We start from the raw sequence: 26622 nt of genomic DNA on the forward strand, positions 1-26622 counted from the left end.
GGATCGTTAGGGTTAACAGTTTATTCCTTTCTTTCAAATGTGTTCGCAAAGCGCCGACGACAATCGGCTGCAAGAGCGGACGACGATTGAACGACGCCCCCAACGAGATCGCCATCGATGACTGCATCTGTCGCCACCCCGTCTCGCTCGTCCCGGCTGTTCGCGCTCGCGCCGCTTGCGCAGGCAACCGCGATCGTTCTTCTGGCACTGTCTGTGACGGGGTGTACCACGAGCAAGCGCGATACGCTGACGACGGGCTCAATTCCCCAGAGGATCTCCGCTGCGCCGCTGGATGGCATGAACGCAAGCGAACTCGCTGAAGCGGAACGCTCCATCGGCGCTGCTTATGTCAAGAACCCGAGCAACAAGGATATCGGCCTGCGCTACGCCAACGTTCTCGGCATGACCGGCAAGAACACCCAGGCACTCGCCGTAATGCAGCAGGTGGCGATTGCGCATCCTGCAGATCGCGATGTCCTTTCCGCCTATGGCAAGGCACAGGCAGGCGCTGGCCAGCTCGAACAGGCACTCACCACGATCAACCGCGCGCAGACTCCTGACCATCCCGACTGGCGCCTCTATTCGGCGGAAGGTGCCGTTCTCGATCAGCTCGGCCGCTCGCAGGAAGCTCGCGCGAAATATCGCCAGGCCCTGAACACACGGCCGAACGAGCCGACGGTCATGTCCAACCTCGGCATGTCCTATGTTCTCTCCGGCGATCTGAAGACTGCCGAAAGCTACATGAAGAACGCCTCGCAACAGCCGGGCGCCGACAGCCGCGTGCGCCAGAACCTGGCGCTCGTCGTCGGTCTGCAGGGACGCTTCGCAGAGGCAGAGGGCATTGCCCGCCGGGAACTTTCCCAGCAGCAGGCCGATGCCAACGTGACCTATCTGCGCTCCATGCTCTCCCAGCAGAACTCCTGGCGCAAACTCGCTGACAGCGACAAGGGCACGACGGCGGTCAACTGATCCAGTCGGCTTCGACAATTGCAGCGAAACAGAACCGCCATTTCCATCGGATTGGCGGTTTTTGCTTTTGAGCCAATGCGGGCGGTTCTCAGGCTGCCGGTCAGAACCGGTCTGAGACCTGGATGCCGGCCGGGCCGAGGATGACGGCGATGAGGACGGGCAGGAAGAACAGGATCATCGGGACCGTCAGCTTTGGCGGAAGTGCCGCGGCCTTCTTTTCTGCGTCATTCATGCGCTCGTCACGGCCTTCCTGAGCCAGAACGCGCAAAGCCTGCGCGATGGGCGTACCATAGCGTTCGGCTTGGATCAGCGCCTGCGCCACGGCCTTCACAATATCAAGCTGAGTGCGGATGCCGAGGTTTTCGAGAGCCGTGCGCCGATCCTGGAGGAAGGACAGCTCCGCCGTGGTCAACACCAGTTCTTCCGCCAGTTCAGGCGATTGGGTGCCGATCTCCTCGGCCGCCCGGCGCATGGAGGCTTCGATCGAGATCCCTGACTCGACGCAGATCAGCATCAGGTCGAGCGAATCGGGCCAGGCTCTCTTGATCGAATGCTGCCGCTTTTTCATACGGTTGGAAATATAGATGTTGGGAGCGTAGAAGCCCAGATAGCCGAACCCGATGGCCGCCAGCATGCGGATGGCAATCGGTTTGGATTCCAGATTGCCAAGCACGAAGATCCACACCGCGGCTGCTGCGAGGAAGCAGAACGGCAGGATGAAACGCGCCGCCAGGAACAAGTTGAGGGCGTTCTGGGTGCGCAGACCTGCGGCGCGCAGCTTGTTCACCGTATTGGCATCGACAAGCGCTTCGCGCAGATTGAACCGGTCGACGATGTGACTTGCAGAGCGGTTGTTCTGGGTGCGCAGCGATGCCTTCGACAGATCGTTCATTCTTGCGCGCTCGCGGGCACGGATCGCATCACGCTCGGTCGAGACTGCTTTCATGCGCTTGTCGAGCGTTCCCTTTTCCATGAAGGGGATCGCCAGCGTGTAGCAGGTCGCAAACACTGCGACGGCGACCAGAAGCGCAAACAACATGGCCGGATCGGTCAAAGTGGCGGCGAGATCCTTCACGTGCGGTTCTCCTCAGATCTCGAAGTTGATCATGTTGCGCATCACGAAAATTCCGATGCCCATCCAGACTGCGGAGAAGAGCATGATGATATGGCCGCGTGGGTCTGTAAAAAGGATCGATATGTAGTCCGGCGAGGTCAGATAGACGAGCGTCGACACGACGAAGGGCAATGAGCCGATGATCCACGCGGAAGCCTTGGCTTCCATCGACAGCGCCTTCACCTTGGCCTTCATCTTCTTGCGCTCGCGCAGGACGCGCGAAAGATTGCCGATCGCCTCGGAAAGATTGCCGCCAGCCTGGCTCTGGATGGCGATGACGATGGCGAAAAAGTTGACTTCCGAAAGCGGCATCGTCTGCAGCATGCGTGCGCAGGCTTCGGGGATGCTGAGGCCGATCTGCTGGGAGTCCACCACGCGCCGGAACTCGGTCTTGACCGGCTCCTGACCATCCGACGCGATCAGCCGGATGGCATCATTGAGCGGCAGTCCCGACTTGATCGAGCGAACCATGACATCCAGCGAATTGGCGAACTCGTCCAGGAACTTGGCCTGACGGCGTTTGATCAGGAAACCGACGACCCAGCGCGGAAACCCAAGGCTCGCCGCAAACGCGGCACCGGTGGCGCCAAGCAGCGGCAAGCCGGCGATCAACGTCACCAGAAAGACGAAAAGTCCGAACACGGCGCTGTAGACGTAGAAGCGTGGGACGGTGAGAGCCAGACCGGTCTGCGGCAGCCGCGCCTTCAGGCTGCGGTCGCCCATTTTCTTGTTTTTTTCCTGCTGCTGCTTTTCGAGGTCCTTGAGGCTGTCCTGGACCGACTTGCGGCGCTTGGAAAGCTCCTGGACCCGATCCCGCGATGCCTTCATGCGGGTCAGGTCGGTTTCCGCACTCTTGACCTGGCTCAACCGCGCATCGGTCTTTTTCTCGACCTCGATGCGGGAAAACAGCAGCGCATAGCAGACCGCACCGGCGGCCACGGCCGCCAGAGCGATGATCAACACAACGGTCATATCCAGTCCGAACATCCGTCGCTCCCGCGAAACCTATCTCTGATCCGCTCTCAAGATTTTACCATTTCCATCGCGTCGAGAGCTGCCGCCAGACGGCGCTCCTCGCCGAAGTAGCGTGCGCGATCCCAGAAATGCGGCTTGGCAATACCGGTCGATGCGTGGCGTCCGATCAGGCGACCATTGGCATCCTCGCCTTCGATTTCGTAGCGCATCAGGTCCTGGGTGACGATCACGTCGCCTTCCATGCCGATCACCTCGGTGATCTGGGTGATGCGGCGGGAACCGTCGCGCAGACGTGCCGCCTGGATGATGATGTCGACCGATCCCGTGATGATCTCGCGAACCGTCTTTGCCGGCAGGGTGAAGCCGCCCATGGCGATCATCGATTCCATACGGCTCAGGCATTCGCGCGGCGTGTTGGAGTGGATCGTTCCCATCGAGCCGTCGTGGCCCGTGTTCATTGCCTGCAACAGGTCGAAGACTTCAGGTCCGCGCACTTCGCCGACGATGATGCGTTCCGGGCGCATACGCAGGCAGTTCTTGACGAGGTCGCGCATGGTGATCTCGCCCTCACCTTCGATGTTCGGCGGCCGGGTTTCAAGACGCACGACATGCGGCTGCTGCAATTGCAGTTCGGCCGTATCCTCGCAGGTGATGACGCGCTCGTCCTTGTCGATATAGCTCGTCAGGCAGTTCAAAAGCGTGGTCTTGCCAGAGCCGGTACCGCCGGAAATGACGACATTGCAGCGGACGCGGCCGATGATCTGCAGAACAGTTGCACCTTCAGGCGTAATCGCTCCGAACTTGACCAGCTGATCGAGCGTCAGCTTGTCCTTCTTGAACTTGCGGATGGTGAGCGCAGGGCCATCGAGCGCCAGTGGCGGCGCGATGACGTTGACGCGCGAACCGTCCGGCAGACGGGCGTCGCAGATCGGCGAGCTTTCGTCGACGCGGCGGCCGACCTGGCTGACGATGCGCTGGCAGATCGACAGGAGCTGCGCGTTGTCGCGGAAGCGGATCTCCGACTCGATCGTCTTGCCGCCGACTTCGATAAAGGTCTGGCCGGCGCCGTTGACCATGATATCGGCGATGTCGTCGCGGGCCAGAAGCGGCTCCAGCGGACCATAGCCCAGCACGTCGTTGCAGATGTCCTCGAGCAGTTCCTCCTGCTCGGAAATCGACATCGCGAAATTCTTGATCGTGATGATGTCGTTGACGATGTCGCGGATTTCCTCGCGCGCGCTCTCGGCATCGAGCTTGGCAAGTTGCGACAGATCGATCGTATCGATAAGTGCTGAGAAAACCTGGCTCTTGGTATCGTAATACTGTTCGGTGCGGGCCTGGCGACGACGGCCGGCGGCCGGTGGCGCAAGCGGTGGCGGTGCGACGGCTTGGCGTACTCCGCCTGTATCGCGCACGGGCTCGGCCAGAATCTCCGGTGCTGTGGATTTCATGGCCGATTGCGGCGTCATGGCAGGCGGCGCAGAGACGGGCGGCATCAAGCCGACGCTCTTCCCAGAACCTTCGTTTCCGCGCTTTCCAAACATGATTTGATCCAGTCCCTAAACGTCTGACTATTTGCGGCCGAGAATCTGCATGACCTTGCCGAGACCGCCCTTTTTCGCCTTCTTCATGGCCACCCGACCGGTGACGATGTGAGCGATCTGCGAGAAGGTTTCGGCCATCGGAGATTTTGCGTCGATCTCCGAGATCATCCGACCGCTGTTTGCGGCATTGCCGAACAACTGCGCATCGAAAGGCAGGATGGCGATCGGTTCGATTTCAAGCGGCTCGACGAAATCGGCAGGCGCAATCTCCGGGCGCTTCGGCATGCCGACCTGGTTGAGGATGAGATGCGGAGCGCGGTCGTTGGGACGCAGCTTCTTCAGCGCATCGATCATGTTCTTGGTGTTGCGCAGGTTGGCAAGGTCGGGAGCGGCGCAGATGACCACCTCGTCCACCGACGCGAGAACCGAACGGGTCCATTCCGACCAGCCATGCGGGATATCGAGAACAGCCACGGGCGCCGAGCGCTGCAGGACCTCGATGATCGGCTGGAAAGCCATGCTGTCGAAATCATAGGCCCGGTCGAGCAGCGAGGGGGCGGCCAGAAGCGAGAGGTGTTCGGAGCATTTGGTCAGCAGGCGATCGAGAAAAACTTCGTCGAGGCGCTCGGGTGCAAACACCGCTTCGGCAATACCCTGGGCCGGATCCTGATCGAAATCGATATTGGCGGTCCCGAACGGCAGGTCGAGATCGGCAAGAATGGTTTCGGTGGAGAACAGGCTGGAAATGCCGAATGCGCAGTTATGCGCAATGGTCGATGCACCGACGCCACCCTTGGCGCCGACAAAGGCGATCGAACGGCCCAGAGGTTCGGCTTCCGGATCGACGAAAATGGCCGAAATCGATGCCAGCATGTCCGCCATCTCGACAGGACCGACAAGATATTCCGATATGCCGTTGCGGATCAGTTCGCGATAAAGCGGGATATCGTTATAGCGCCCGATGACGATCACACGGGTCGTCGGGTCGCAGACTTCCGCAAGCGGTGTCAGCTCGTGCAGCAGGTTTCTTGGCTCCGCATCGGTCTCGAGAATGACCAGATTCGGGGTTGGTGACGACGCAAACATGTTGGCGGCTGCAGCAACGCTGCCGCTTGTGACACGCAAATTGACTTTTGCCATGCGCCGGTCGCGGCCCATGCGGTCCATCATCCGCTGCATGGTGTCGCTTTCGCAAAAGGCGTGGATGGAAATGCGTGGAAGAGGCCGCAGGGCCTCCATGTCGCCGTTCCGCTCCGGCTCGGCGCCCGAGATGTCCTCCTGGCCGGAACCGCGAATTTCGTAGTTGATCGCGCTCATGGTTCTCTCCGGTTCAAGGCCGCCGTCAGTTGCCGTTGATGTTGATCGTCGTGCCGCTGCCACTGTCGCTGCTTGTCGTCTCGCCGCGGTAACTGCGGATCACACCGGCGCGCTGCGTGGCATCGATCGGCGTCATTCCGCGTGGAGCAATCAGGTCCGACGGGCTGGCGATCTGGGCGGCCAGATTGTTTTGCGAGGCGCAACCGAAATTGTACCAGTTGCTGTTGTTGTAGGTATCGTTCGACAGGTCTGCCGGCCATTTGCCGCACTGGCCGGTCATCGCCTTTGTCGTGACGAAGGAAAGCCGGATCGGGGCCGCATCGCCGGTCGGCGAGGCTCCATAGCTCGTCATCAGGATGCGCTGTGGCTTGATGCCGTTGGCGATTAGGGTGCGGCGAACGTCGCCAGCCAGATGCGATGCAGCACCGGCATTGTATGAGCCCTGCGGAACCTGGACCTGGATGACGCCGGCAGGCGAGGATACGAACCGCTGTGCGAAACCCTTCACCGTGTCGCGCAGTCCGATCGTCAGGCGAACGTCGCCCGATCCAATCGGAATATCCAGCGACGATTCACCCTCCGCCAGAACGATCGGATGGCGGGTGCGGTAGTCGTCTGGAACCGAGCCGGTCGTCATGTTGTTGCCGCAGGAGGACAAAAGCGCGGCAAGTGCCGCAATGCCCAGGGCAGACCTGATTTGGCGACGCTTTGCAGCGGAGGCCGATGTCGATGTGATGGTCATGATCGATCCCCGCTTACTTGTAGATGAAGCCGACGGAGCCATGATACTGGCTGCCACCGCTTTTGGCCGGCTCATTGCGGCCGTAGATCTTGTTGACGCGGTTCAGGAAGAAGGAAGCCGCGTCGTTCTCAGGATTGAAGTTGTCATCCGGGCGGGCGATCTCGTTGCGGGCCACGGGCCTCACGAGATAGGGCGTCGCGATGATGACGAGTTCGGTCTCGTTGCGGATGAAGTCCTTGCTGCGGAACAGCGTACCGAACACCGGAACCTTGGAGATGCCCGGGAAGCCCGACATCGCCTGGCGGACGTTATCCTGGACAAGACCTGCAATGACGATCGAGCCGCCGGAGGGAAGCTCGACCGTCGTCGACGCTTCGCGCTTGCGGATCGACATGTAGGTGTTGCCGGGAACACGCAGGTCCAAGTCGTTGCCCGTCGTTGCGGAACCCTCGTAGGTTGGTTCCGAAACGTTGGTTTCGATATTCAGACTGATACGGCCAGGTGACAAAACGACCGGCTTGAAATTCAGTTCGATGCCATAGTCCACTGACTGAACTGTTCGCGATACGGTCGTCCCTCCATCCTCTTTGCTGACCTCCTGGTCCGCCGGAAGACGGTACTCGCCTCCAACGTAAAATTTGGCCTGCTGGCCCGAAATTGCAGTCAGGCTTGGTTCAGCAAGCGTCCGCATGACGCCGGCTTGTTCCATTGCATTCATGTAGGTCGAAATGCTTGCGGCACCGATGGACCCCGCGAGGCCGCCCGAACCGAAGGTGTTGACCGCATTGCCGAGGTTGGTTGGATTGGCGAAGTTGATCGCCCCCTTGTTGCCGCTGATCGAGCCGTTGAAACCGAGCTGTTTCAGAACCTGACGGCTGACTTCGGCGACGGTGACTTTGAGCGTGACCTGGTCTTCTCCCTCGATCGTCAGCAGGTTGACGATCTGCGACTGCTGGCGGTTTTCGGCGAAGATATCCGCATCGCCGTTATTGCCCTGTGCGGTGATGTTGCGGGTGGTTGCTTCACCGCCCTTGAGGAAGGCGCGCGCGAGCTTTTCCGCCTGCGACGAATCCTGCGGCGTGCGCACCGTGCCCGACAGCACGATGTTGTCGGAGATGATCTCGACCTTGATGTCGGATTCCGGCAGGAACCGGCGAAGGTTCTGCTGCAGACCGGAGATGTCGCGTTCGATCTCGACGTCGAGACTGACGATCTCCTCGCCGTTCGGGCCGAACACGAAGATATTGGTCTGGCCGACAGTCTTCCCGAACAGGTAGATGCGGCGCGAGGTTCGCGTGACCGCATCGGCAAGCGAAGGATCTGCGACCAGGATGTCGTGCGCATCGGCCGGGAGATCGACAACCAGCGCCTTGTTCAAACCGAGTTGGACACGACGCTTGACGCCCGGGCCACCTTCAGTGATGCGGATAAGGCTGGCATCGGAAGCGGCGACCGCATCGCGGACCGACAGACCGACCGGCGCGTATCCGCCTGGAAAGCCCGATACCGACAGGCAGAGGGCTATCCCGGCGACCGAGGACCTACGAATTCTGGCTCTTAGCTTGCTCATGTGCCCGCCCCGTTCACTTCGTCTGCTGTGAGGCAGAACTTTTGACGATCGCCCCTGATTTGATGACCTGGACCTCTGCCTTGCCGCCGCCATGCAGCAGATAATCTGCTGCAACCGTATCGGCTTCCTGGGCATCCGCGACCGAACGGAGAGCAAGCGTCAGGCGCTCTGCCATCTGCTGCGCCACCGTGATGATCTTTGCCTGATCGGGGGTCAGTTCCAGCGTGGCGGTCGTTCCGACCACCGACTTGCTGCCATCCGGCGCCTCCTGGATCTGCTGGTCGATCGCGAGCACCCGGACGTTGTTGAGGACGTTTTCGGTGATGAAATTGCCGCTGTCCTTGTTCTCGCGCACCATGATCACGTCGACGCGGTCATTGGGGAGCACGAAGCCGCCAGCCCCGGTGGCGACGGAAATTTCGGTCGCGACAGCGCGCTTTCCGGACGGAAGCAGCGAGGACATGATGCGGCTGGAGGAGTCTGCAATCTTCTCGGCGCGGATCGGCTCGCCCTTGAAGATCGGCAGGCGCACGACGGAGCCGGCGACATCGGCGATGGCATCCGGCCGGGCGTCGCTCGTGATAAAGCCTTCGACGACGCTGCCGTTCGGCCACTCTACCCACTGGACCGACTTGTCATTGAGCCGGCTGCCGACGGGAATGTTCTCAGCCGAAACGAGAACTTTCGTCGTCGGCTCCCGCTGGATGACCGTCTCGACGAGGTCCGGGCCCTTCTGACCAGTAAGGCGCATCGCCAGCAGGCCGGCAAGACCTGCCGCTACAACTGCGACTGCGAGAATCATAAGACGAGCGGGCTTCATGAGCTTCCTCGGAGGAATACAAATCAATCCTCGAGAGCATGCGCCGGAATGGTGTAATTATGGTTAATAGGAAGCTTACGATTTGGGTTAACGCAATGTTACCCTGCCGTGCGCGTCGATTAGCTTGCGGCCAGAAGCACAAGATTGACGACAGGCGACTGCTGGAAGGTCAAGTAGCCGCCGATCGCGATCGCGATACCATAGGGAATCTTGCTTTCTGTCACCAGCGAAGCCGGCAGGCGGATCCCCATTGCCATTGCTGTATTGGCGTTTGCTCTCAACAGCAGGAAGATGAGTGTAATAAATCCGCCGACGAAGGCGACGGTGACCAGAAACGAAATCAGGGCGGGCGTAAAGCCGAACCAGATTGCCGTTGCCGTCAGAAGCTTGGCATCGCCGCCACCCATCACGTTCATCGCAAACAGCATGAAGCACACAGCAAACACGGCGGAAGCTGCGGCAATACTCATCCCATAGTCCGCCCATCCAAGACCGACCAGCGGTGCGAAGACGAGAAACGAAACGAGGATAGCGGCAGACAGCTTGTTCGGGATCTTCATGGTGAAAAGATCGCTGATGGCAGCGAGCGCAAGACAGAATGGAACGATCAAGGTTACAATGACAACCATTTCAAGCATCCTTTTGGCGCCGCGTCCCTCGATCTTATGTATCAAGGCCTAAAGCTGTAAAACCGCCCCTGGTGGGGCGGTCTACACATAGACATCACGGTTCTTAAGAACTTACTGCTGGTTCAGCTTGGTAGCGAGGTTCTTGAACTGGTTGTTCAGAGCGCCGCCGAGCGTGGTCGCACCGGCGATCAGGGCCACGGAAATGAGAGCTGCGATGAGGCCATACTCGATGGCGGTCGCACCAGACTCATCCTTCATAAAACGAGCAAAAATCTTGGACATGGAATCTCCTATTCCCACCTACGGTTCAGCACTTACCGACAACTGTTTTCCGCTGTTCGGATAACCCAAACTAACCCCAGACGATTGCTATCGACTTAACGAAGAACCTTTCCAAAGTGTTAACTCCCCTGATACGGCACATTGGGTAAACAACCCACCAACAGCATCATTCAAATCGAAAACTGCGTCCCCGAACATTATATTTACCTAATAAAATATCATAAACATGCGGATATGGGATATTTGCAGCCGCATTTTTGCACGGAAATGCCGCTCTTGCTCCTGTCATCATTGGTTAACGTTTCGGAAAGCTCAGCCTCGAGATGTTTAATTAAGGCTTCATTCACCATTCCACGCCATCTTCGAGACACGACTGTTCATCGATTCAAAGGCCACCACGATGGTTGTGCGCAAAATGCTCGTTGCCTTCGCATGCCTTTGCGGCATTGCCACAAGCCTCAGCGGCCCGGCATTGGCGCAGGAAGACGGCCTTGTGCGCGTGTTCATGAATCACGCGCGGGTACTGAAACTGGATAGGCCAGTGGCCAAGGTGATTGTTGGCAACGCGGAAGTCGCCGACGCGACCGTGGCCGACCCGACAACCATCGTCCTGACGGGCCGTGCGTTTGGAACGACCAATCTCGTCCTGCTCGATGAGGACGGCAATGCAATTGCCGACGAACGTATTCTCGTCTCTATTGACGAAGGCAATACGGTTCGCGTGTACCGTCAGACCGAGCGCTCTGTTCTCTCCTGCACGCCCAACTGCGAGCAGCATGTGGAATTCAAGAATACGGCTGGTGCAACGCCCTGACGGCCTTGATCTGATACGACGCCAGACACAAAATAGCCCAGCTGCGTCGCCCGACCTGCTCTACGTGGACACAGGTGCCTAAACTCTAATCCCATTCGGCAACGGAATATCAATATTCCCCTCCTAGTATTGCGGCTCGAATGGACCGGGGGCGGCAATGCATCAGAACGATAGGCACACTGACGGCGCTGGCGCGTCGCGCGTGCCGGCGACGCACTCTCGGCGTCCATGGCGCCGGTTCAGCCGGTCCACGGATGGTGCCGCGGCGATCGAATTTGCGCTCCTGGCCATCCCCTATTTCGTGATCGTCTTTGCCATCATCGAAACCTTTGTTGCCTTCGCCGGCGAGCAACTGGTTGCCAATGCCGTCGACACGATGGCCCGCAAGATCAGAACAGGCAACATCACCTACGCTCTCGGCCGTCCCGGCACCGATATGGACCGGACGAAATTCCGGACCGCGTTCTGCGGCGAGATTGCGATCCTGATCAAATGCGATGCATCGGAAATCGCGACCCCGAACAAGCTCTGGCTCGACGTTCGCACCTTTACGACCTTCTCAGCGATCCCGAAGACGGTACCCCGGACGCCCGCAAACACCGCTTTCGGCGAACTGGATACAGCCTCCATCAACAATTATTCGCCGGGCGGGCCAAAGACCGTCAATATGCTGAGGGCCTATTACAAATGGGAGGTCATCACCGATCTGGTGCGGCCCTACATAACCAATGTCCGGCCAACCAACGGGACACGGCCCAACTACTTCCTGATCGTCGAGACGGCTGCATTCCAGAACGAGGACTATCCGTGATGGCGACCCCAACAACCAGGCGGGCTGCACAGACCGGATGGCTCTGCCGCTTCAGGGCATTGATCGTTGACACGAAGGGCGCGGGCGCCGTCGAGTTCGCGTTGATCGTGCCGCTTCTGATCTTTCTCTACATCACGGCATTCGAGCTGACGATTGCGCTCAGTGTCTCCAAGCGAACCGCGAGTTCCGCAAGCACGATTGCCGACATTACGACCCAGCAGGCGAGCGTGACCCCGACGTGGCTTGCCACAATGAAGGATGTGACGGGCAGCATCTTTGCGCCCTACGCGCCGCAGAACCTGAGCCTGAAGATCACCGGCGTGCAGCTGGACGCAAACAGCAATCCGACCGTTGCCTGGTCGTGGGATCAGTCTAACGGCAAGCCGTACGCGGTGGGCAGCACCGTCAACGTTCCGAGCGACATGCGCACAGCCAGCACGTTTCTGGTGCGTACAGAGCTATCGGTTACGCACAAGTTGCTGATGATCATGCCGGGACTGCTTCCGCCTCAGCTCCAGACGATCACGCTCAGCCGCCAGTACTACTACCGTCAACGCGTCGGAACCAGTATCGACTGTAACGGCTGCTGACGCGGTCCTCTGCTGCCCCTTTGCCAACATGATCGCGCGACTATATGTATCGCCATCCGGGCAGGTGATTTGTGTCACTTGTCCGCACAGGCGATTTCAATTTCCGGGTGACAGATGGCACGGGCCTTCCTCTTCGTTCTCGATTCCTTCGGCGTCGGCGGCGGCCAGGATGCGCAGGCGTATAATGACCTTGGCTCCAACACGTTCGGCCATATTGCCGAATTCTGTGCCGCCGGTGCCGCGGACCGAGCCGGCTTGAGGCAGGGACCGCTCAGCCTTCCGAACATGTCCTCGCTCGGCCTTCTCGAAATCGCAAAGATTGCCAGCGGCGACTACCCGATCGGCATGCAGCGGCCCGAACGCGTCTTCGGCCTTCACGGCGCGGCAAACGAACTGTCGCTCGGCAAGGACACGCCGTCGGGACATTGGGAAATCGCCGGCACGCCGGTCACCTTCGACTGGGGTTATTTCCCGACCGAAGGCGATGCGTTTTCGCCCGAACTCGTCGAGGCGATCTGCCGCGAAGCCGGGATTCCCGGCGTTCTCGGCAACTGCCATGCTTCGGGCACAGACATCATCGCAAAACTCGGAGAAGAGCATGTCCGGACGGGCAAGCCCATCTGCTATACGTCCAGCGACAGCGTCTTCCAGATCGCCGCGCACGAGACCCATTTCGGGTTGGAGCGGTTGCTGCAGCTCTGCGAGACCGTGCGGACGCTGCTCGATCCCTTGAATATCGGAAGGGTGATTGCCCGACCATTCACTGGCGAGACGCCGGAGACGTTCGAGCGAACCGGCAACCGGCGCGACTATTCAGTGCTGCCGCCGGAGCCGACATTGCTCGACCGGCTGGTTTCGGCGGGCCGAACCGTCCACGCCGTCGGCAAGATCGCCGATATATTTGCGCACCAGGGCATCAGCCGCGTGATCAAGGCAAACGGCAACCACGCCCTGATGGATGCGACGCTCGACACGATGGCGCAAGCCGAGCAAGGCGATCTCGTCTTCACCAACTTCGTCGATTTCGACATGCTCTACGGACACCGTCGCGACGTCGCGGGCTATGCGGCCGCTCTCGAAGAGTTCGACCGGTCTCTTCCGGAAGTGCATCGCCGCCTCCAGCCGGGCGATATGGTGATCATCACCGCCGACCACGGCTGCGATCCGACCTGGCGCGGCACCGACCACACACGCGAGCGGGTGCCGATCATGGCGTTCGGCCCCGGCATTCGCTCCCGCTCGATCGGGCTTCGTCCGACTTTCGCCGATATCGGTGAGACAGTCGCTGCCCATCTCGGCATTCCCGCCGGAAGACACGGATGGAGTTTTCTGTGACGAAGAACTTTGTGAAGGCCGAGATCCACTGCCACATCGAAGGTGCCACGCCCCCGCATCTGGCACGGGCGCAAGCCCAGAAATACGGCGTGGACATCGCCCCTCTCCTCTCCGGTGACACCTATACCTGGAAGGATTTTTCCGAGTTCATCCTGAGCTACGACGCCATCGCCTCGCTGTTCCGAACGGAAGCCGACTATGCGCTGCTGACGGAGACCTATCTCTGCGAGCTTGCCGCCTGCAACACGATCTACAGCGAGATCATCGTATCGCCTGATCATGGTGACCGCATCGGGCTCGGTGCCGACGCCTATCTCGCCGGTATCTGTGACGGGATCCATGCCGCGAAGGAAAAGACCGGGATCGAGACCCGCATCATCGTGACCGGCGAGCGGCATTTCGGCCCTGACAGCGTGATTGCCGCCGCGGAATACGCCGCCCGATGCCGGAACCCGCTGATCACGGGTTTCAACATGGCCGGCGAGGAGCGTATGGGCCGCGTTGCCGATTATGCGCGCGCATTCGATATTGCTCGCGACGCGGGTCTTGGTCTGACGATCCATGCCGGCGAAGTCTCCGGGGCATTCAGCGTGTCCGACGCGCTCGATCTCGTGCGTCCATCGCGGATAGGCCACGGCGTTCGCGCCATCGAAGATCCCGCTCTGGTCGAGCGGCTGGTCGAGCTCGGAACCGTGCTGGAAGTCTGCCCCGGTTCGAATATCGCGCTGCAGGTCTTTCCGGATTTCGAGAGCCATCCCCTGAAAGCCCTGAAGGCTGCCGGTGTGCGGGTCTGCATCAATTCCGATGACCCGCCGTTCTTCAAGACTTCGCTTGCCCGGGAATACGACATTGCGGCGGAGGTCATGGGTTTTAGCGATGCCGAAATCGATGCCATGACCCGTGTCGCGATCGAGGCGGCTTTTGTGGACGAGGCGACCCGCGGCGCGCTGCTTGCCCGGTTTGACGCTACCGCGGCACAATGACGACTTGCGCGCGAGACCATTTTCCCGGATGAAGACACTGATAACAGAGAGGTAAAACCATGGACGGCGTGACTGTCATCGATCATCCGCTGGTGCAGCACAAGCTGACCATCATGCGCAAGAAGGAAACCTCGACGGCCGGCTTTCGGCGGCTGTTGCGCGAGATTTCCATGCTTCTCTGCTATGAAGTGACGCGGGATCTCGACCTCACCATGGAGACGATCGAGACGCCGCTGACGCAGATGCAGGCGCCTGTCGTCGAAGGCAAGAAGCTCGTGTTCGTTTCGATCCTGCGCGCCGGCAACGGCCTTCTGGAAGGAATGCTCGAGCTGGTGCCATCCGCACGTGTCTCCCATATCGGCCTCTACCGAGACCATGACACGCTGCAGCCAGTGGAATACTATTTCAAGGCGCCTGAAAATCTCGATGAGCGATTGCTGATTGTCGTTGATCCGATGCTCGCGACGGGCAATTCGGCGATCGCCGCGATCGAAAAGCTCAAGGAGCGTGGGGCAAAGAACATCCGTTTCCTCTGCCTTCTTGCAGCCCCGGAAGGTCTCAAGAATTTCCAGGACGCGCATCCCGACGTGAAGATCTATACGGCTTCGATCGACAGCCACCTCAATGAAAAGGGCTATATCATGCCCGGCCTCGGCGACGCGGGTGACCGGATGTACGGCACGAAGTAACGCAGTTCAGACTTTGCTTACCTAGATTTCATGCCAATGGCCTGCGGAGCTTTTCGCGGGCCATTTTTTCATTGTCCTTTGCTACCTTCACGGCGAACTCGCAAAGGATGACCATGCTTCTGCGCACCCTTGTTTTCGCAGGCCTCGTAGCTCTGCTTGCAACGCAGATCCCGGCGGTGATGACGCTTGTCGATCGTGTGCCGGAGCCTGCCAGCGGCACTGCGGAAACACCGACCTCTGCCAAGGCCCAACCAGCGTCCGTCTCCCCCGGCCGGGTACGGCTTTCGGCCGATGGCAGGGGCCATTTCAACGGCCAGTTCCGGATCAATGGAAAGACGGTCGAAGGGCTGGTCGATACCGGCGCGTCGGCCGTCACCATCAACGAAAGCACGGCCCGAAAACTGGGCTTCGGCGTCAACAGTCTCGATTTCCGGTATCAGATGAATACGGCGAACGGCAAGACGGACGGCGCGCGCATCATCCTCGATCGCATCGAGATCGGCAATGTCCGCGTCAGACAGGTCGATGCCTTCGTGCTGCGCGACGAGGCGCTTTCCAGCACGCTGATCGGCATGACCTTCCTGAAGAAACTGAAATCCTTCCAGGTCGAATATGGCAGCCTGACGCTGATCCCTTAGCGATTACTCGACCCGGCCGAGGATGACAGGCGGCAGGACAGGCGCTTCATCAGACACCGAAAAGCAGGCCGTGACGTCGGCTGCTGCTCGCGCTGCACCCTCTTCCGTTGCCGCATGGACCATGGCGATCGGCTGCCCTTTTGAGACCTTGGTGCCAAGCGGGAGAATGGCATCGATACCGACACGGTGATCGATCGCGTCTCCGGCACGGCGCCTGCCACCGCCAAGCTCCACCACCGCCATGCCGAGTGCCCGTGTTTCGCAGCTGGCGAGGAAGCCATCGGCAGGGGCCAGCACCGGGCGAATGACCGGTGCGTCGGCAAGATAGACATCCGGCCTATCGCAGAAATCTGCTGGACCGCCGAGCGCATGGGTCATGCGGGCAAAGCGTTCCAGGGCGGCGCCGGATGCCAGCGCCCGTCGAGCAACCTCTTCCGCCTCTGGCATGGTCGCAACGAGATGGCTCAGAACCAGCATTTCCGCAGTTTCGGCGATCACGACGCTTTCCAGCCGCGTCCCTGCTTTCTGTCCCCTGAGGACCGAGAGACAGTTTTTGATCTCCAGCGCATTGCCGGCTGCATCGGCAAGCGGCTGGTTCATATCCGTCAGCAGAGCCACGGTCTTCAGGCCTGCGCCATTGGCGACATCGACCAGCGAGCGGGCCAGAGCCTCGGCCTCGTCCTTTGACCGCATGAAGGCACCGCTGCCGACTTTCACGTCGAGGACCAGAGTTTCGAGACCGGCTGCGAGCTTTTTCGAGAGGATAGAGGCGGTGATGAGAGACACGGCCTCGACCGTCGCGGTAACATCGCGGATGGCGTAGAGCCTGCGATCGGCCGGTGCCAGTTCCTGTGTCTGGCCGACGATGGCGCAACCGATATTCCTGACGATGGCACGCAGGCGCGTTTCATCCGGCATCACGTCGTAACCGGGTATGGCCTCGAGCTTGTCGAGCGTACCGCCGGTATGGCCAAGGCCGCGACCGGAGATCATCGGAACGGCAAGGCCGCAGGCAGCCGCAAGCGGCGCAAGCATCAGCGAGACATTGTCGCCGACGCCGCCTGTCGAATGCTTGTCCGCCACCGGCCGCCCGGCATCCGACCATTGCAGAACACGACCGGAATCGCGCATCGCCAGCGTCAGCGCAATCGTTTCGTCGCGTGACATGCCCTTGAAAAAGACGGCCATGGCGAAGGCTGCTACCTGGCCTTCGGAGATCGTCTCATCCGTCATCGCCGCGATGAAAGCGGCTATGTCACCCGATGACAGAACCTCGCCATCACGTTTGCGACGGATGATCTCCTGCGGGATCATAGCGCCTAGTAGCCGGTGGAAGCGCGGGATGCGGGTGCGCCGCTCAACACGCCCAGGATATCGTCGAGAAGGCTGGAGGCACCGAAGCGGAATGTCGATGGCATGAGCCAGTTCGGACCCATGGTCGATTCGGCAAGGCGAAGGTAGAGATCCGCATCCGCCATTGTGCTGATGCCACCGGCCGGCTTGAAGCCGATGCGCTTCTTGGAGGCGCGGATCGCACGCAGCATGCTGTCTGCCGCTTCCAGTGTCGCGTTGACGGACACCTTGCCGGTGGAGGTCTTGATGAAATCGGCACCGGCAGCGATTGCCAGTTCCGAGCCGCGTCCCACGAGCGATGCGTCCTTCAGTTCTCCGGTCTCGAGAATGACCTTGAGGCAGGATTGCGGGCAGGCTGCGCGCACGGCCTCGACCATGTCGGTCACCGCCTGCTCATCGCCCGCCATCAGCTTGCGATAGGGAATGACCAGATCGATCTCGTCGGCGCCATCTTCCACCGCCTGCCGGGTCTCTTCGACCACGGAGGCGACCGGCAGGTCACCGCCCGGAAAATTCACCACCGTCGCAATGCGAACCTTGTGACCGTGCCCCAGGATACCGCGCGCATAGGCGACAAAGCGCGGCCAGATGCAGATTGCGGCCGCTGCCCCATAGGGTGTCTGCGACCGCGCGCACAGTTTCTCGATTGCGGCATCGTCGCAGTCGTCGCGCAGGTTCGTAAGGTCAAGTAGCGAGAGCGCAAAGGATGCTGCTTCGCGCGGACTATGCAGTTCCATGATCTGCCTCCCTTAAAGAGCGGACATATTTATCGTTGAAAGGATTATATGCAAGCCGTCGGGACGCGTGCGGTCGCCGACGGACAGCTATCCAGCTGCACTGAAACGGGAATCAGGCCAGCATTTCCTTGAGGACGGCCGCCAGCCGCTGGCCACCGACCGGTGCCATATCCTTGGTTTCGTCGTGGCTGAGTTCGGCGCCTGTCATTCCGGCGCCGAAATTCGTGATCACGGAGGCTGCTGCGACCTTCATACCGAAATAGCGGGCGAGGATGACTTCCGGCACGGTGGACATGCCGACGGCATCGGCGCCAAGCGTTCGCGCCATGCGAATTTCCGCTGGCGTTTCGAAGCTGGGGCCTGAGAACCACATGTAGACGCCGGAAAACAGCGGAATGCCGGCTCGTATCGCGGCATTGCGCATATCCAGCGTCAGGCCCGCATCATAGGCCGAGGTCATGCCGACGAAGCGCTGATCGCCGCGTTCGCCGATCAGCGGGTTCATGCCGGAATAATTGATGTGATCGGAGATCTGCATGACCGAACCGGGTGGCATGTCTTCCCGGAGCGAGCCTGCGGAATTGGTGAGGATCATGGTCTGGACACCCAGACCGCGCATCACTTCGATCGGGAAGCGCATCGCCTTGGCATCGCCGTGCTCGTAATAATGCGCCCGGCCGGACAGCATGATCACAGGCTCCTCGCCGAGGTAACCGGCAACCAGTTCGCCGGCATGGCCCGTGACGCCGCTGACGGGGAAGCCCTCCAACATCGTATAGGGAATACGGACCTGATCGCGCACTTCCTCCACAAGCGTTCCGAGGCCGGAGCCCAGCACGATCGCATGGCGCGGAATGAGGCCGTCCAGCCGATCGACGAGCAGATCGATGACGTCTCTCATCCGATCGTATCCGTCTCAAAGGCGTAGGGCAGAAGTTCTGCCATCGTCACGGTCTTCTGCACGCCGGCGTCATCGCAGAGATAGATGAGCGTATCGGCCGAGGCGAATTCGGAGATCTTCTGGCGACAGCCGCCGCAGGGCGTGCAGAGCGGAAGCTTTTCGGCAATCACCGCAAGCGACTTCACCTTCTTGCCACCGCCCATGATCATGGCGCCGATTGCAGTTGGTTCGGCGCACCAGCCTTGAGGGAAGGACAGGTTCTCGATATTGGCGCCGAGATAGACCTTGCCGTCATCGGCAAGGATGGCGGCACCGACCGGGAACTTGGAGTAGGGCGCATGCGCTTTCGACATGGCATCGCGGGCAGCTTCGAACAGGTCGTGTGGCGAAAATTCGGACATCGCGATCAGCGCTCCTTGGTATAGGGGACACCGCCGGCCTTGGGCGGGCGGGCAATCCCGATAAAGCCGGCGAGTAGCACGCAGGTGAGGATATAGGGCAGCGCCTGGAAAATCTGCACCGGCACCTCGCCGATCAGCGGAAGCGACTTGCCCTGCATGAAATTCGCGAAGGCATCGAGGAAGCCGAACAGCAGGCAGGCGAACATGACCGGCACCGGTTTCCACTTGGCGAAGATGAGTGCCGCAAGCGCGATGTAACCCTTGCCGGCCGACATGTTGTTGATGAAGGCCGCCGACTGCGCGATCGCCAGATAAGTGCCGGCAAAGCCTGCGAGGAAGCCGGTGACGATCAACGCCCGGTAGCGCAGCCAGCTGACCGAGATGCCGGCCGTATCGACCGCACCGGGATTTTCGCCGACCGCGCGGAGACGAAGGCCGAAGCGCGTGCGGTAGAGGATCCACCACGACAGCGGCACCATCAGGAAGGCGATGTAGGTGAGGATATTATGGCCCGAGATCACGTTCGCATAGAGCGGTCCGATGATCGGCACTTCGCGCATCATGTCTGCGCCTGGTAGAGTTATGCTTGAGAAGCGGCCGGATGCCGGAACCTGTCCCGTGCGTCCGCCCTGGCTGAACCAGGCCTGGCCGAGCACGATGGTGAGGCCCGCCGCGATGAAGTTCAGCGCCACGCCGGAGACGATCTGGTTGCCCCGGTTTGTGATCGAGGCAAAGCCGTGCAGCATGGAGAACAGGATGGCCGTGACGATGCCCGCGCCAAGTCCGGCCCAGGCATTGCCGGTGTAATAGGCGACGCAGGCCGAGGCGAACGCCGATACCAGCATCTTGCCTTCAAGCCCGATGTCGAAAATACCGGCGCGCTCGGAAAACAGGCCAGCGAGTGCAGTAAACAGCAGTGGGATCGACAGGCGGATCGCAGAACCGAGAATGCTGATGAAAACTTCGAAATAATCCATGCGCCTATCTCCCCCCTGCCGGTGATCGGGCAAATTGCTGGTAGGCACGCACGATTGCCGGTCGAAGCATATATTCGAGCGCTCCGGCAAACAGGATGACCATGCCCTGGATGACGACGATCATGTCGCGGGTGATCGCCGGCATATCGAACGAAAGCTCGGCGCCGCCCTGATAGAGGATGCCGAACAGCAGCGCCGAAAGAACGATGCCGGCCGGGTGGTTGCGTCCCATCAGGGATACCGCGATGCCGACGAAGCCTGCGCCACCGACAAATTCGATCTGCAGACGGGCGGATGCGCCCATGACCGGGTTCAGCGCCATCATGCCGGCAAGGCCGCCGGACATCAGCATCGTGATCATGACGATCTTCGAATAGCTGATACCGGCATAGCTTGCGGCAGAGGGGCTGATACCGAGCGTGCGCATTTCATAGCCGAGCTTGGTGCGCCAGATCAGGACCCAGACGAGGAAGCACATGATGAGTGCGATCAGGAACGAGAAGTTGAGCGGAGCCGCACCGAGCTTGCCGCCAAACATGGCGATCAGCCAATCGAGCTTGGGCAACTGGCCGCCCGGCAAAAACGTGCGGCTTTCCGGCGCCATCTTGCCGGGCACGATCAGCATGTGCACCAGCACGTAGTTCATCAGCGACGACACGATGAAATTGAACATGATGGTGGTGATGACGATGTGGCTGCCGCGCTTTGCCTGAAGCCAGGCAGGGATGGCGGCGCAGGCGGCACCGAAGAGTGCTGCCCCGATCACCGCAAACGGCATCGTCACGTACCAAGGAACATAGGCATCGAGCGAGAGCGCCACCAGCGCAGCACCGAGACCACCGAGATAGGCCTGGCCTTCCGAGCCGATGTTGAACAGGCCCGAATGGATGGCGACTGCGACCGACAGGCCGGTGAAGATGAAGCTCGTGGTGTAAAACAGGGTGAAGCCGATGCCTTCGCCGCGGCCAAGCGCACCGACCAGAAGCAGCTGCAGCGCTTCGAACGGGTTTTCGCCGATCGCCCACACCACGATGCCGGAAAAGAAGAAGGCGAGCGCGAGGTTGATCAGCGGGATGACGCCGTAATTGATCCAGCCAGGCAGGGGCACGGATGCGGTGCTCATGCGCCCTCTCCCTTCCAGTCGTTTGCAGGGAGAAGCCCAGGCATCGTAAACTCCAAAAATATCATTCCAGGCCGGATCATGCTGCGATCCCGGCCATCATCAGGCCCAGTGTCTGCTCGCCCGCCTCGCCCGACTTTTCACCGACGACCTTGCCGGCAAACATGACGAGGATACGGTCCGACAGGGAGCGGATCTCGTCGAGTTCGACGGAGACCAGAAGCACGGCCTTGCCGGCATCGCGCGTATCGATGATGCGCTTGTGGATGAACTCGATCGCGCCGATATCAACGCCGCGGGTGGGCTGGCCAATGATCAGCACATCCGGATCGCGCTCGATCTCGCGGGCGACGACGATCTTCTGCTGGTTGCCACCGGAGAAATTGGCGGTCTTCAACCGCGCATTCGGCGGACGGATGTCGTATTTGACGATCTGTTCCTCAGCCTGCTTGCGGATCGCATCGAGATCCAGCATCGCCCCGCCATAGCGGCGGTCGCGATGATAGCCCAAGATGGAGTTCTCATATTCCTCGAATTTGAGGACCAAGCCCATATGATGGCGGTCTTCGGGAATGTGCGCGAGGCCAAGCGCGCGCAACATGGCGGGATCTGAACCGGCAATCGACTGGCCGTTGACGATGATCTCCCCCGAGGACGGCTTGCGGATGCCGGCGATGGCCTCCAGCAGTTCCGACTGGCCGTTTCCGGCAACACCCGCAATGCCGACGATCTCTCCGGCGCGGACCTCGAACGACACGTCGTCGACCATGGTCACGCCGCGGCTGTCCTTGACGGTGAGGTTCTTGACCGACAGCAGAACCTTGCCCGGATCGGCCTCGCCCTTTTCGACACGCAGCAAAACGCGGCGACCGACCATCAGTTCGGCAAGTTCTTCCACCGTCGTCTCAGCAGTCTTGCGCGTGGCCACGATCTCGCCGCGGCGCATGACGGAGACCGTATCGGTGATCGCCATGATCTCGCGCAGCTTGTGGGTGATGAGAATGATCGTCTTGCCCTGGTCACGCAGCACGCGCAGGACCTTGAACAGGTGGTCCGCCTCGGGCGGTGTCAACACGCCGGTCGGCTCGTCGAGAATGAGGATTTCGGCGCCGCGATAGAGGGCCTTCAGGATCTCGACACGCTGCTGGCGTCCGACCGGCAATTCCTCGATCACCGCATCAGGATCGACGTCGAGGCCGTAATCGTCCTCCAGACGCTTCAGCTCCTTGCGGGCACTGGCCACGCCCCGGCGCAGCAACTGGCCGCCCTCGGCGCCCAGCATGACGTTTTCGAGCACCGTGAAATTTTCGACCAGCATGAAGTGCTGGTGCACCATGCCGATGCCCGACGAGATCGCGGCCTGGCTGTCGCGGATCGTCACCGGCTTGCCGGAGATGCGAATCTCGCCCTCATCGGCCTGATAGAATCCGTAAAGGATCGACATCAGCGTCGACTTTCCGGCACCGTTTTCTCCGATAATGCCGTGGATCGAGCCTTTGGCAACCGTGAGGTTGATATTCTTGTTCGCGTGCACCGCGCCAAACTTCTTGTCGATCCCGACAAGTTCGATCGCCGGCTCTTTCGCAGGTTCGAAGCTCAATGATCCGCCCTTCCGCTTGATATGCAAAAAGGGCGCATGACGACATCGATCGCCATGCGCCCTTTGATGGTTACCTGCTTACATCGGGCAGGCGTTGTCCGACATATAGTCGTGAACCTTGACGGTGCCGGCAATGATGTCTGCCTTGGCCTTGTCGACGGCTGCCTGCATTTCAGGCGTGATCAGCGACTTGTTGCTGTCGTCGATCGCAGCCGAAACGCCATCTTCCTTGACGCCAAGCGACTGGATGCCAGCCGTGAACTTGTCGTCCTTCAGATCCTTGTAGGCATCGTAGACAGCCAGATCGACGCGCTTGACCATCGACGTCAGAACCGAGCCTGGATGCAGATGGTTTTGGTTGCTGTCGACGCCGATCGAGAACTTCTTGTTGTCGGCCGCCGTCTGAAGCACGCCGAGACCGGTCGCACCTGCTGCCGCGTAAACGACATCGGCACCCTGATCGATCTGGTTCTTGGTGAGCTCGCCACCGCGAACCGGGTCGTTCCAGGCAGCACCGGTCGTGCCGGTCATGTTCTGGAATACCTGCGCATCAGGCTTTGCCGCCTTGACGCCCTGGGCATAGCCGCAACCGAACTTGCGGATCAGCGGAATATCCATGCCGCCGATGAAGCCAACCTTGCCGGTCTTGGATGCCAGGCCCGCGAGAACGCCCACGAGATAGGAGCCTTCCTCTTCCTTGTAGAGGACGGAACGGACGTTCTTCAGGTCAACGACGGAATCGACGATGACGAACTTGGTGTCCGGGAATTCAGCAGCAACCTTTTCCATCGCCGATGTCCAGGCGAACGAAACGGCGACGACCGGGTTATATCCGCGGCTTGCGAAGTTGCGGATCGCCTGCTCGCCCTGCGTGTCGTCCTTCGGCTCGAAGTCGCGGTAATCGGTGCCGGTTTCCTTCTTGAACTTCTCGGCGCCTGCATAGGCTGCTTCGTTGAACGATTTGTCGAACTTGCCGCCGGTGCCATAGACGAGCGCCGGCTTGACGTCAGCGGCGATTGCTGTCGAGGACAGCGCAGCCACGGCGATGAGGCTCAAAAGTGTTTTTTTCATCATCCAGCCCTGTTTTTTTAATGTTAGGTCCTCCCGTAGCGCCTCACAAAGGTCTCGCCAACGGTCACCTGCCCCCCTCTTAGAAGGCTTGGCTGGCGATTACTCTTGCATGGGCGTTGGAAAATTTCACGAGATTTTTTTCATTTGGTAAAAAACCACAGGCCCGCCAAAAGGCTGCCCACGGCTTCGCCAAATGCGCCTCGGCGCTGCTCAAATCCGCGGCGGCGTGACCCGATATTAGGCAGCCATCCGGACTAACCGACGGGACAACTCACGCCGGTTCCACGCAACCCGCAATAGCCGCCCGGATTCTTCGCCAGATACTGTTGATGGCTCTCTTCGGCATAGTAGTAATCGCCGATCGGCGCGATCTCGGTCGTGATGGTGACGGCACGCCCTGCGGCATTCAACGCTGCCTGAAAAGCGGCAACCGCTTCTTGCGCCGCAACCGCCTGCTCTTGCGACGTGGTATAGAGTGCCGACCGGTAGGTCGTGCCGATATCGTTGCCCTGCCGCATGCCTTGCGTCGGGTCATGCTCTTCGAAAAAGAGCTTCAAAAGCTGATTGTAGGAGACGACCTCCGGATCGAACACGACCTTCACGATTTCCGCGTGACCGGTCATCCCTGTCGTCGTCTCGTGATAGGTCGGGTTCGGGGTCAAGCCGCCTGCGAAGCCCACCGAGGTGACATGCACGCCCGGGACTTTCCAGAACAGCCGCTCGGCGCCCCAGAAGCAGCCCATGCCGAAATAGGCCACGTCCAGACCCGGCGGATAGGGGTCCTTCAGCGCACGGCCGTTGACGAAATGGTGGCCCGACGTTGCGACCGGCGTCTCTCTGCCGGGCAAGGCCTTTTCGACCGACGGCATGACGGTTTTCTTGCTGAACATATCGATCAGGAACATTTCAAACCTCCGGGCCGAGGCGCGCCCTGCACGACCCTCACTTTATCTAGCAGAGAAACGCCCGTAAGGCGCGGGTTTCCTGTATCCGACAATCCAGAAAAACAGCGCCAGCCCGAGAAAGATCGCAAAGGCCGGTTGCGCCAGAACCGGCGCCACATAGGGACGCCAGATATCGGAGCCGACATAGGAGTTGGCGGAAATCTCCGCCATCGTCAGACCCTCAGGATCGAAATTCAGCCAGGCATTGCCGAGGCTCGTCATGACGACCGAGGAAGAGGACACCGACTGGACCGAGTCCATCGTGCCCGCGACAATGGCTGCGATGAGCGCCGCCAGGCTCAAAGCGTGCATTAGAAACCTTACCGTCCTCATCGCAGGCTCCCCTGATGACACTCGATCACTTGAGCAAGCAGAAATAGTTGCAAGCCCGATCCGTGACAACGCGGAACAGAAGAATTGTCCAACTGACACAAATCGTCCAGATTCCGGTTGATCCTTGGAAATTCATTGGTATATATCGCGCCGACCGCTGCTTCGCCTAAAGCTTGCACCGGTTTTAAGGACAGGTGGCCGAGTGGTTGAAGGCGCACGCCTGGAAAGTGTGTATACGTGAGAGCGTATCGCGGGTTCGAATCCCGCTCTGTCCGCCATCACTACCCAACCCCGATCTCCAGACTTCCCCGTTGAAGACCCCGCGCGCTAGTCGATCTGGCTGCGGTGTTCGAGATACCATTCGACGAAAGCGCCGACGCCCTCGTTGAGGCCGATCTCGGGCTTGCGGCCAGTCAGCGCGAGCAACAGGTCGGGGCTTGCGAACGTGCGGGGGACGTCGCCCTGCTGCATCGGCAGCATTTTGCGTTTGGCCGGCTTGCCCATGATCTTTTCGATCGTCTCGACAAAATCCATCAGGCCGGCGGGCTGACCGCCACCAATATTGACGATGCGGAACGGACCCTGATGCGAGAGCGTGTCGATGCCGGCCACGCGGTTTGCCTCAGACGGAATGATCGCCGCGAGATCCACGATCGAGTCGACGAGGTCGTCGATATAGGTGAAATCGCGGCTCATCTTGCCTTCACCGTAGATCTCGATTTCCTGATCCTCGATCATCGCCTTGACGAATTTGAACAGCGCCATGTCCGGCCGGCCCCAAGGGCCATAAACGGTGAAGAAGCGGAAGGCTGTGGTCGGGATCTTGTAGAGATGGGCGTAGCTATGGGCCATCGCCTCCATCGCCTTCTTGCTGGCTGCATAGAAGGTAAGCGGCTCATCGGCCTTGTCGGTTTCGCGGAAGGGCACATCCGGATTGGCGCCGTAGACCGAGGAGGTTGAGGCCAGCAGAAGGTGGCCGACATTGGCTTCGCGTGCCGCTTCGAGCACGTTCCAGGAACCGATCAGATTGCTATCGAGATAAGCTTTGGGGTTTTCGAGACTGTAGCGGACACCCGCCTGCGCGGCGAGGTGGACGATGACGTCAGGCTTGAATTCGCGGGTGGCTGCCTGCAGCGTTTCGCGATCTTCCAGCATCGCCTCGACGGGGCGGAAGATGGGAAACTGCACGAGGCCGGCGACACGCGCCTCCTTGAGCCTGAGGCTGTAATAGGGCGTCATCCCATCGAAGCCGAGAACCTCGTGGCCATCCTGAAGCAGGCGCCGCGCCAGATGAAATCCGATAAACCCAGCCGTGCCAGTGATGAAATACCGCATCAATCGTCCCGCAATTGCTTTGCGCAAC

Annotated in this window: 28 protein-coding genes and 1 tRNA gene; 9 read left to right on the plus strand and 20 right to left on the minus strand. The window is 60.2% G+C overall.

What is annotated here, in order from left to right; genetic code table 11:
* Positions 1–117 precede the first annotated feature (117 nt).
* Complete coding sequence (locus ACQY1L_RS13895; protein WP_162734904.1) at positions 118–969, plus strand: tetratricopeptide repeat protein; 852 nt, start codon at positions 118–120, stop codon at positions 967–969.
* A gap of 100 nt (positions 970–1069) precedes the next feature.
* Here the strand turns inward: ACQY1L_RS13895 and ACQY1L_RS13900 are convergent, their stop codons facing one another.
* The 9 genes from ACQY1L_RS13900 to ACQY1L_RS13940 all read right to left on the minus strand — a co-directional run bounded on the left by ACQY1L_RS13900 (position 1070) and on the right by ACQY1L_RS13940 (position 9962).
* Positions 1070–2008, minus strand: coding sequence for a type II secretion system F family protein (locus tag ACQY1L_RS13900; RefSeq protein WP_062580105.1), 939 nt, complete (start codon positions 2006–2008; stop codon positions 1070–1072).
* A gap of 48 nt (positions 2009–2056) precedes the next feature.
* Complete coding sequence (locus tag ACQY1L_RS13905; RefSeq protein WP_430241290.1) at positions 2057–3070, minus strand: type II secretion system F family protein; 1014 nt, start codon at positions 3068–3070, stop codon at positions 2057–2059.
* 35 nt (positions 3071–3105) lie between these two features.
* Positions 3106–4602: a CpaF family protein gene (locus tag ACQY1L_RS13910; protein ID WP_062578692.1), complete on the minus strand. Its 1497-nt coding sequence runs from the start codon at positions 4600–4602 to the stop codon at positions 3106–3108.
* A 27-nt stretch (positions 4603–4629) separates the two neighbouring features.
* Complete coding sequence (locus ACQY1L_RS13915) at positions 4630–5919, minus strand: CtpF protein (RefSeq protein WP_113109332.1); 1290 nt, start codon at positions 5917–5919, stop codon at positions 4630–4632.
* 25 nt (positions 5920–5944) lie between these two features.
* A complete protein-coding gene (locus ACQY1L_RS13920; RefSeq protein ID WP_430241293.1) occupies positions 5945–6661 on the minus strand; it encodes a CpaD family pilus assembly protein in 717 nt (238 codons plus the stop codon).
* 13 nt (positions 6662–6674) lie between these two features.
* A complete protein-coding gene (locus tag ACQY1L_RS13925; protein ID WP_430241295.1) occupies positions 6675–8231 on the minus strand; it encodes a type II and III secretion system protein family protein in 1557 nt (518 codons plus the stop codon).
* Between the two features lie 13 nt (positions 8232–8244).
* The gene (cpaB, locus tag ACQY1L_RS13930; protein WP_062454122.1) at positions 8245–9051 is read right to left on the minus strand and encodes a Flp pilus assembly protein CpaB; all 807 of its coding nucleotides are present in this window, start codon (positions 9049–9051) and stop codon (positions 8245–8247) included.
* 119 nt (positions 9052–9170) lie between these two features.
* A complete protein-coding gene (locus ACQY1L_RS13935; RefSeq protein WP_062454123.1) occupies positions 9171–9689 on the minus strand; it encodes an A24 family peptidase in 519 nt (172 codons plus the stop codon).
* 102 nt (positions 9690–9791) lie between these two features.
* Positions 9792–9962: a Flp family type IVb pilin gene (locus tag ACQY1L_RS13940; RefSeq protein ID WP_062454124.1), complete on the minus strand. Its 171-nt coding sequence runs from the start codon at positions 9960–9962 to the stop codon at positions 9792–9794.
* Positions 9963–10377: 415 nt separating this feature from the next.
* Between ACQY1L_RS13940 and ACQY1L_RS13945 the strand changes: the two genes are divergently transcribed.
* From ACQY1L_RS13945 to ACQY1L_RS13975, 7 genes are all read left to right on the plus strand, one after another.
* Entirely contained in the window at positions 10378–10776 is a 399-nt protein-coding gene (locus ACQY1L_RS13945) for a pilus assembly protein N-terminal domain-containing protein (RefSeq protein ID WP_092664131.1), read from the plus strand.
* Positions 10777–10933: 157 nt separating this feature from the next.
* The gene (locus tag ACQY1L_RS13950; protein ID WP_092663893.1) at positions 10934–11587 is read left to right on the plus strand and encodes a TadE/TadG family type IV pilus assembly protein; all 654 of its coding nucleotides are present in this window, start codon (positions 10934–10936) and stop codon (positions 11585–11587) included.
* Positions 11587–12177 (plus strand): TadE/TadG family type IV pilus assembly protein, encoded by a 591-nt coding sequence (locus ACQY1L_RS13955; protein WP_062454127.1) that lies wholly within the window; start codon positions 11587–11589, stop codon positions 12175–12177. The genes ACQY1L_RS13950 and ACQY1L_RS13955 overlap by 1 nt, the downstream gene beginning before the upstream one ends.
* Before the next feature lie 114 nt (positions 12178–12291).
* Entirely contained in the window at positions 12292–13512 is a 1221-nt protein-coding gene (locus ACQY1L_RS13960; protein WP_430241298.1) for a phosphopentomutase, read from the plus strand.
* Positions 13509–14495 (plus strand): adenosine deaminase, encoded by a 987-nt coding sequence (locus ACQY1L_RS13965; RefSeq protein ID WP_430241301.1) that lies wholly within the window; start codon positions 13509–13511, stop codon positions 14493–14495. Before ACQY1L_RS13960 ends, ACQY1L_RS13965 begins: the two co-directional genes overlap by 4 nt.
* Positions 14496–14554: 59 nt before the next feature.
* Positions 14555–15184 (plus strand): uracil phosphoribosyltransferase, encoded by a 630-nt coding sequence (gene upp / locus ACQY1L_RS13970; RefSeq protein WP_062454129.1) that lies wholly within the window; start codon positions 14555–14557, stop codon positions 15182–15184.
* A 113-nt stretch (positions 15185–15297) separates the two neighbouring features.
* Positions 15298–15822 (plus strand): TIGR02281 family clan AA aspartic protease, encoded by a 525-nt coding sequence (locus ACQY1L_RS13975; protein ID WP_430241303.1) that lies wholly within the window; start codon positions 15298–15300, stop codon positions 15820–15822.
* Positions 15823–15825: 3 nt separating this feature from the next.
* Here ACQY1L_RS13975 and deoA read toward each other — a convergent pair whose 3' ends face one another.
* The 10 genes from deoA to ACQY1L_RS14025 all read right to left on the minus strand — a co-directional run bounded on the left by deoA (position 15826) and on the right by ACQY1L_RS14025 (position 25238).
* Positions 15826–17136 carry a thymidine phosphorylase gene (gene deoA / locus ACQY1L_RS13980; RefSeq protein WP_430241305.1) on the minus strand — a complete coding sequence of 437 codons (1311 nt, stop codon included), beginning with the start codon at positions 17134–17136 and terminating at the stop codon, positions 15826–15828.
* Positions 17137–17141: 5 nt separating this feature from the next.
* Positions 17142–17912 (minus strand): deoxyribose-phosphate aldolase, encoded by a 771-nt coding sequence (gene deoC / locus ACQY1L_RS13985; RefSeq protein WP_430241307.1) that lies wholly within the window; start codon positions 17910–17912, stop codon positions 17142–17144.
* Between the two features lie 112 nt (positions 17913–18024).
* On the minus strand, positions 18025–18813 hold the full coding sequence (locus ACQY1L_RS13990) for a purine-nucleoside phosphorylase (RefSeq protein WP_062454133.1): 789 nt from the start codon (positions 18811–18813) through the stop codon (positions 18025–18027).
* Entirely contained in the window at positions 18810–19214 is a 405-nt protein-coding gene (locus ACQY1L_RS13995) for a cytidine deaminase (protein WP_062454134.1), read from the minus strand. Before ACQY1L_RS13995 ends, ACQY1L_RS13990 begins: the two co-directional genes overlap by 4 nt.
* Before the next feature lie 5 nt (positions 19215–19219).
* The gene (locus ACQY1L_RS14000; RefSeq protein ID WP_062454135.1) at positions 19220–20191 is read right to left on the minus strand and encodes an ABC transporter permease; all 972 of its coding nucleotides are present in this window, start codon (positions 20189–20191) and stop codon (positions 19220–19222) included.
* Between the two features lie 4 nt (positions 20192–20195).
* Entirely contained in the window at positions 20196–21314 is a 1119-nt protein-coding gene (locus tag ACQY1L_RS14005) for an ABC transporter permease (RefSeq protein ID WP_430241310.1), read from the minus strand.
* A gap of 76 nt (positions 21315–21390) precedes the next feature.
* Entirely contained in the window at positions 21391–22911 is a 1521-nt protein-coding gene (locus ACQY1L_RS14010) for an ABC transporter ATP-binding protein (protein WP_113109323.1), read from the minus strand.
* 78 nt (positions 22912–22989) lie between these two features.
* Complete coding sequence (locus ACQY1L_RS14015; protein WP_430243973.1) at positions 22990–23982, minus strand: BMP family lipoprotein; 993 nt, start codon at positions 23980–23982, stop codon at positions 22990–22992.
* Positions 23983–24236: 254 nt separating this feature from the next.
* Positions 24237–24887, minus strand: coding sequence for a peptide-methionine (S)-S-oxide reductase MsrA (gene msrA, locus ACQY1L_RS14020; protein WP_430241312.1), 651 nt, complete (start codon positions 24885–24887; stop codon positions 24237–24239).
* Between the two features lie 42 nt (positions 24888–24929).
* Complete coding sequence (locus ACQY1L_RS14025; protein ID WP_430241314.1) at positions 24930–25238, minus strand: hypothetical protein; 309 nt, start codon at positions 25236–25238, stop codon at positions 24930–24932.
* 209 nt (positions 25239–25447) lie between these two features.
* Here ACQY1L_RS14025 and ACQY1L_RS14030 point away from each other — a divergent pair.
* Positions 25448–25537: transfer RNA gene (locus ACQY1L_RS14030), tRNA-Ser, on the plus strand.
* A gap of 49 nt (positions 25538–25586) precedes the next feature.
* On the opposite strand, the gene ACQY1L_RS14035 is transcribed toward ACQY1L_RS14030, so the two are convergent.
* Entirely contained in the window at positions 25587–26594 is a 1008-nt protein-coding gene (locus ACQY1L_RS14035) for an NAD-dependent epimerase/dehydratase family protein (RefSeq protein ID WP_430241316.1), read from the minus strand.
* Positions 26595–26622: the final 28 nt, after the last annotated feature.

It is taken from the genome of Neorhizobium sp. DAR64862/K0K3, from assembly GCF_050500185.1.
Lineage (GTDB): Bacteria > Pseudomonadota > Alphaproteobacteria > Rhizobiales > Rhizobiaceae > Neorhizobium > Neorhizobium soli.

Excerpts from the sequence above, each read along its gene's own strand:
- ACQY1L_RS13895 (WP_162734904.1), top strand. The coding sequence starts at position 118 with ATGACTGCATCTGTCGCCACCCCGTCTCGCTCGTCCCGGCTGTTCGCG.
- ACQY1L_RS13900 (WP_062580105.1), bottom strand. The coding sequence starts at position 2,008 with ATGTTGTTTGCGCTTCTGGTCGCCGTCGCAGTGTTTGCGACCTGCTAC.
- ACQY1L_RS13905 (WP_430241290.1), bottom strand. The coding sequence starts at position 3,070 with ATGTTCGGACTGGATATGACCGTTGTGTTGATCATCGCTCTGGCGGCC.
- ACQY1L_RS13910 (WP_062578692.1), bottom strand. The coding sequence starts at position 4,602 with ATGTTTGGAAAGCGCGGAAACGAAGGTTCTGGGAAGAGCGTCGGCTTG.
- ACQY1L_RS13915 (WP_113109332.1), bottom strand. The coding sequence starts at position 5,919 with ATGAGCGCGATCAACTACGAAATTCGCGGTTCCGGCCAGGAGGACATC.
- ACQY1L_RS13920 (WP_430241293.1), bottom strand. The coding sequence starts at position 6,661 with ATGACCATCACATCGACATCGGCCTCCGCTGCAAAGCGTCGCCAAATC.
- ACQY1L_RS13925 (WP_430241295.1), bottom strand. The coding sequence starts at position 8,231 with ATGAGCAAGCTAAGAGCCAGAATTCGTAGGTCCTCGGTCGCCGGGATA.
- cpaB (WP_062454122.1), bottom strand. The coding sequence starts at position 9,051 with ATGAAGCCCGCTCGTCTTATGATTCTCGCAGTCGCAGTTGTAGCGGCA.
- ACQY1L_RS13935 (WP_062454123.1), bottom strand. The coding sequence starts at position 9,689 with ATGCTTGAAATGGTTGTCATTGTAACCTTGATCGTTCCATTCTGTCTT.
- ACQY1L_RS13940 (WP_062454124.1), bottom strand. The coding sequence starts at position 9,962 with ATGTCCAAGATTTTTGCTCGTTTTATGAAGGATGAGTCTGGTGCGACC.
- ACQY1L_RS13945 (WP_092664131.1), top strand. The coding sequence starts at position 10,378 with ATGCTCGTTGCCTTCGCATGCCTTTGCGGCATTGCCACAAGCCTCAGC.
- ACQY1L_RS13950 (WP_092663893.1), top strand. The coding sequence starts at position 10,934 with ATGCATCAGAACGATAGGCACACTGACGGCGCTGGCGCGTCGCGCGTG.
- ACQY1L_RS13955 (WP_062454127.1), top strand. The coding sequence starts at position 11,587 with ATGGCGACCCCAACAACCAGGCGGGCTGCACAGACCGGATGGCTCTGC.
- ACQY1L_RS13960 (WP_430241298.1), top strand. The coding sequence starts at position 12,292 with ATGGCACGGGCCTTCCTCTTCGTTCTCGATTCCTTCGGCGTCGGCGGC.
- upp (WP_062454129.1), top strand. The coding sequence starts at position 14,555 with ATGGACGGCGTGACTGTCATCGATCATCCGCTGGTGCAGCACAAGCTG.
- ACQY1L_RS13975 (WP_430241303.1), top strand. The coding sequence starts at position 15,298 with ATGCTTCTGCGCACCCTTGTTTTCGCAGGCCTCGTAGCTCTGCTTGCA.
- deoA (WP_430241305.1), bottom strand. The coding sequence starts at position 17,136 with ATGATCCCGCAGGAGATCATCCGTCGCAAACGTGATGGCGAGGTTCTG.
- deoC (WP_430241307.1), bottom strand. The coding sequence starts at position 17,912 with ATGGAACTGCATAGTCCGCGCGAAGCAGCATCCTTTGCGCTCTCGCTA.
- ACQY1L_RS13990 (WP_062454133.1), bottom strand. The coding sequence starts at position 18,813 with ATGAGAGACGTCATCGATCTGCTCGTCGATCGGCTGGACGGCCTCATT.
- ACQY1L_RS13995 (WP_062454134.1), bottom strand. The coding sequence starts at position 19,214 with ATGTCCGAATTTTCGCCACACGACCTGTTCGAAGCTGCCCGCGATGCC.
- ACQY1L_RS14000 (WP_062454135.1), bottom strand. The coding sequence starts at position 20,191 with ATGGATTATTTCGAAGTTTTCATCAGCATTCTCGGTTCTGCGATCCGC.
- ACQY1L_RS14005 (WP_430241310.1), bottom strand. The coding sequence starts at position 21,314 with ATGAGCACCGCATCCGTGCCCCTGCCTGGCTGGATCAATTACGGCGTC.
- ACQY1L_RS14015 (WP_430243973.1), bottom strand. The coding sequence starts at position 23,982 with ATGAAAAAAACACTTTTGAGCCTCATCGCCGTGGCTGCGCTGTCCTCG.
- msrA (WP_430241312.1), bottom strand. The coding sequence starts at position 24,887 with ATGTTCCTGATCGATATGTTCAGCAAGAAAACCGTCATGCCGTCGGTC.
- ACQY1L_RS14025 (WP_430241314.1), bottom strand. The coding sequence starts at position 25,238 with ATGCACGCTTTGAGCCTGGCGGCGCTCATCGCAGCCATTGTCGCGGGC.
- ACQY1L_RS14035 (WP_430241316.1), bottom strand. The coding sequence starts at position 26,594 with ATGCGGTATTTCATCACTGGCACGGCTGGGTTTATCGGATTTCATCTG.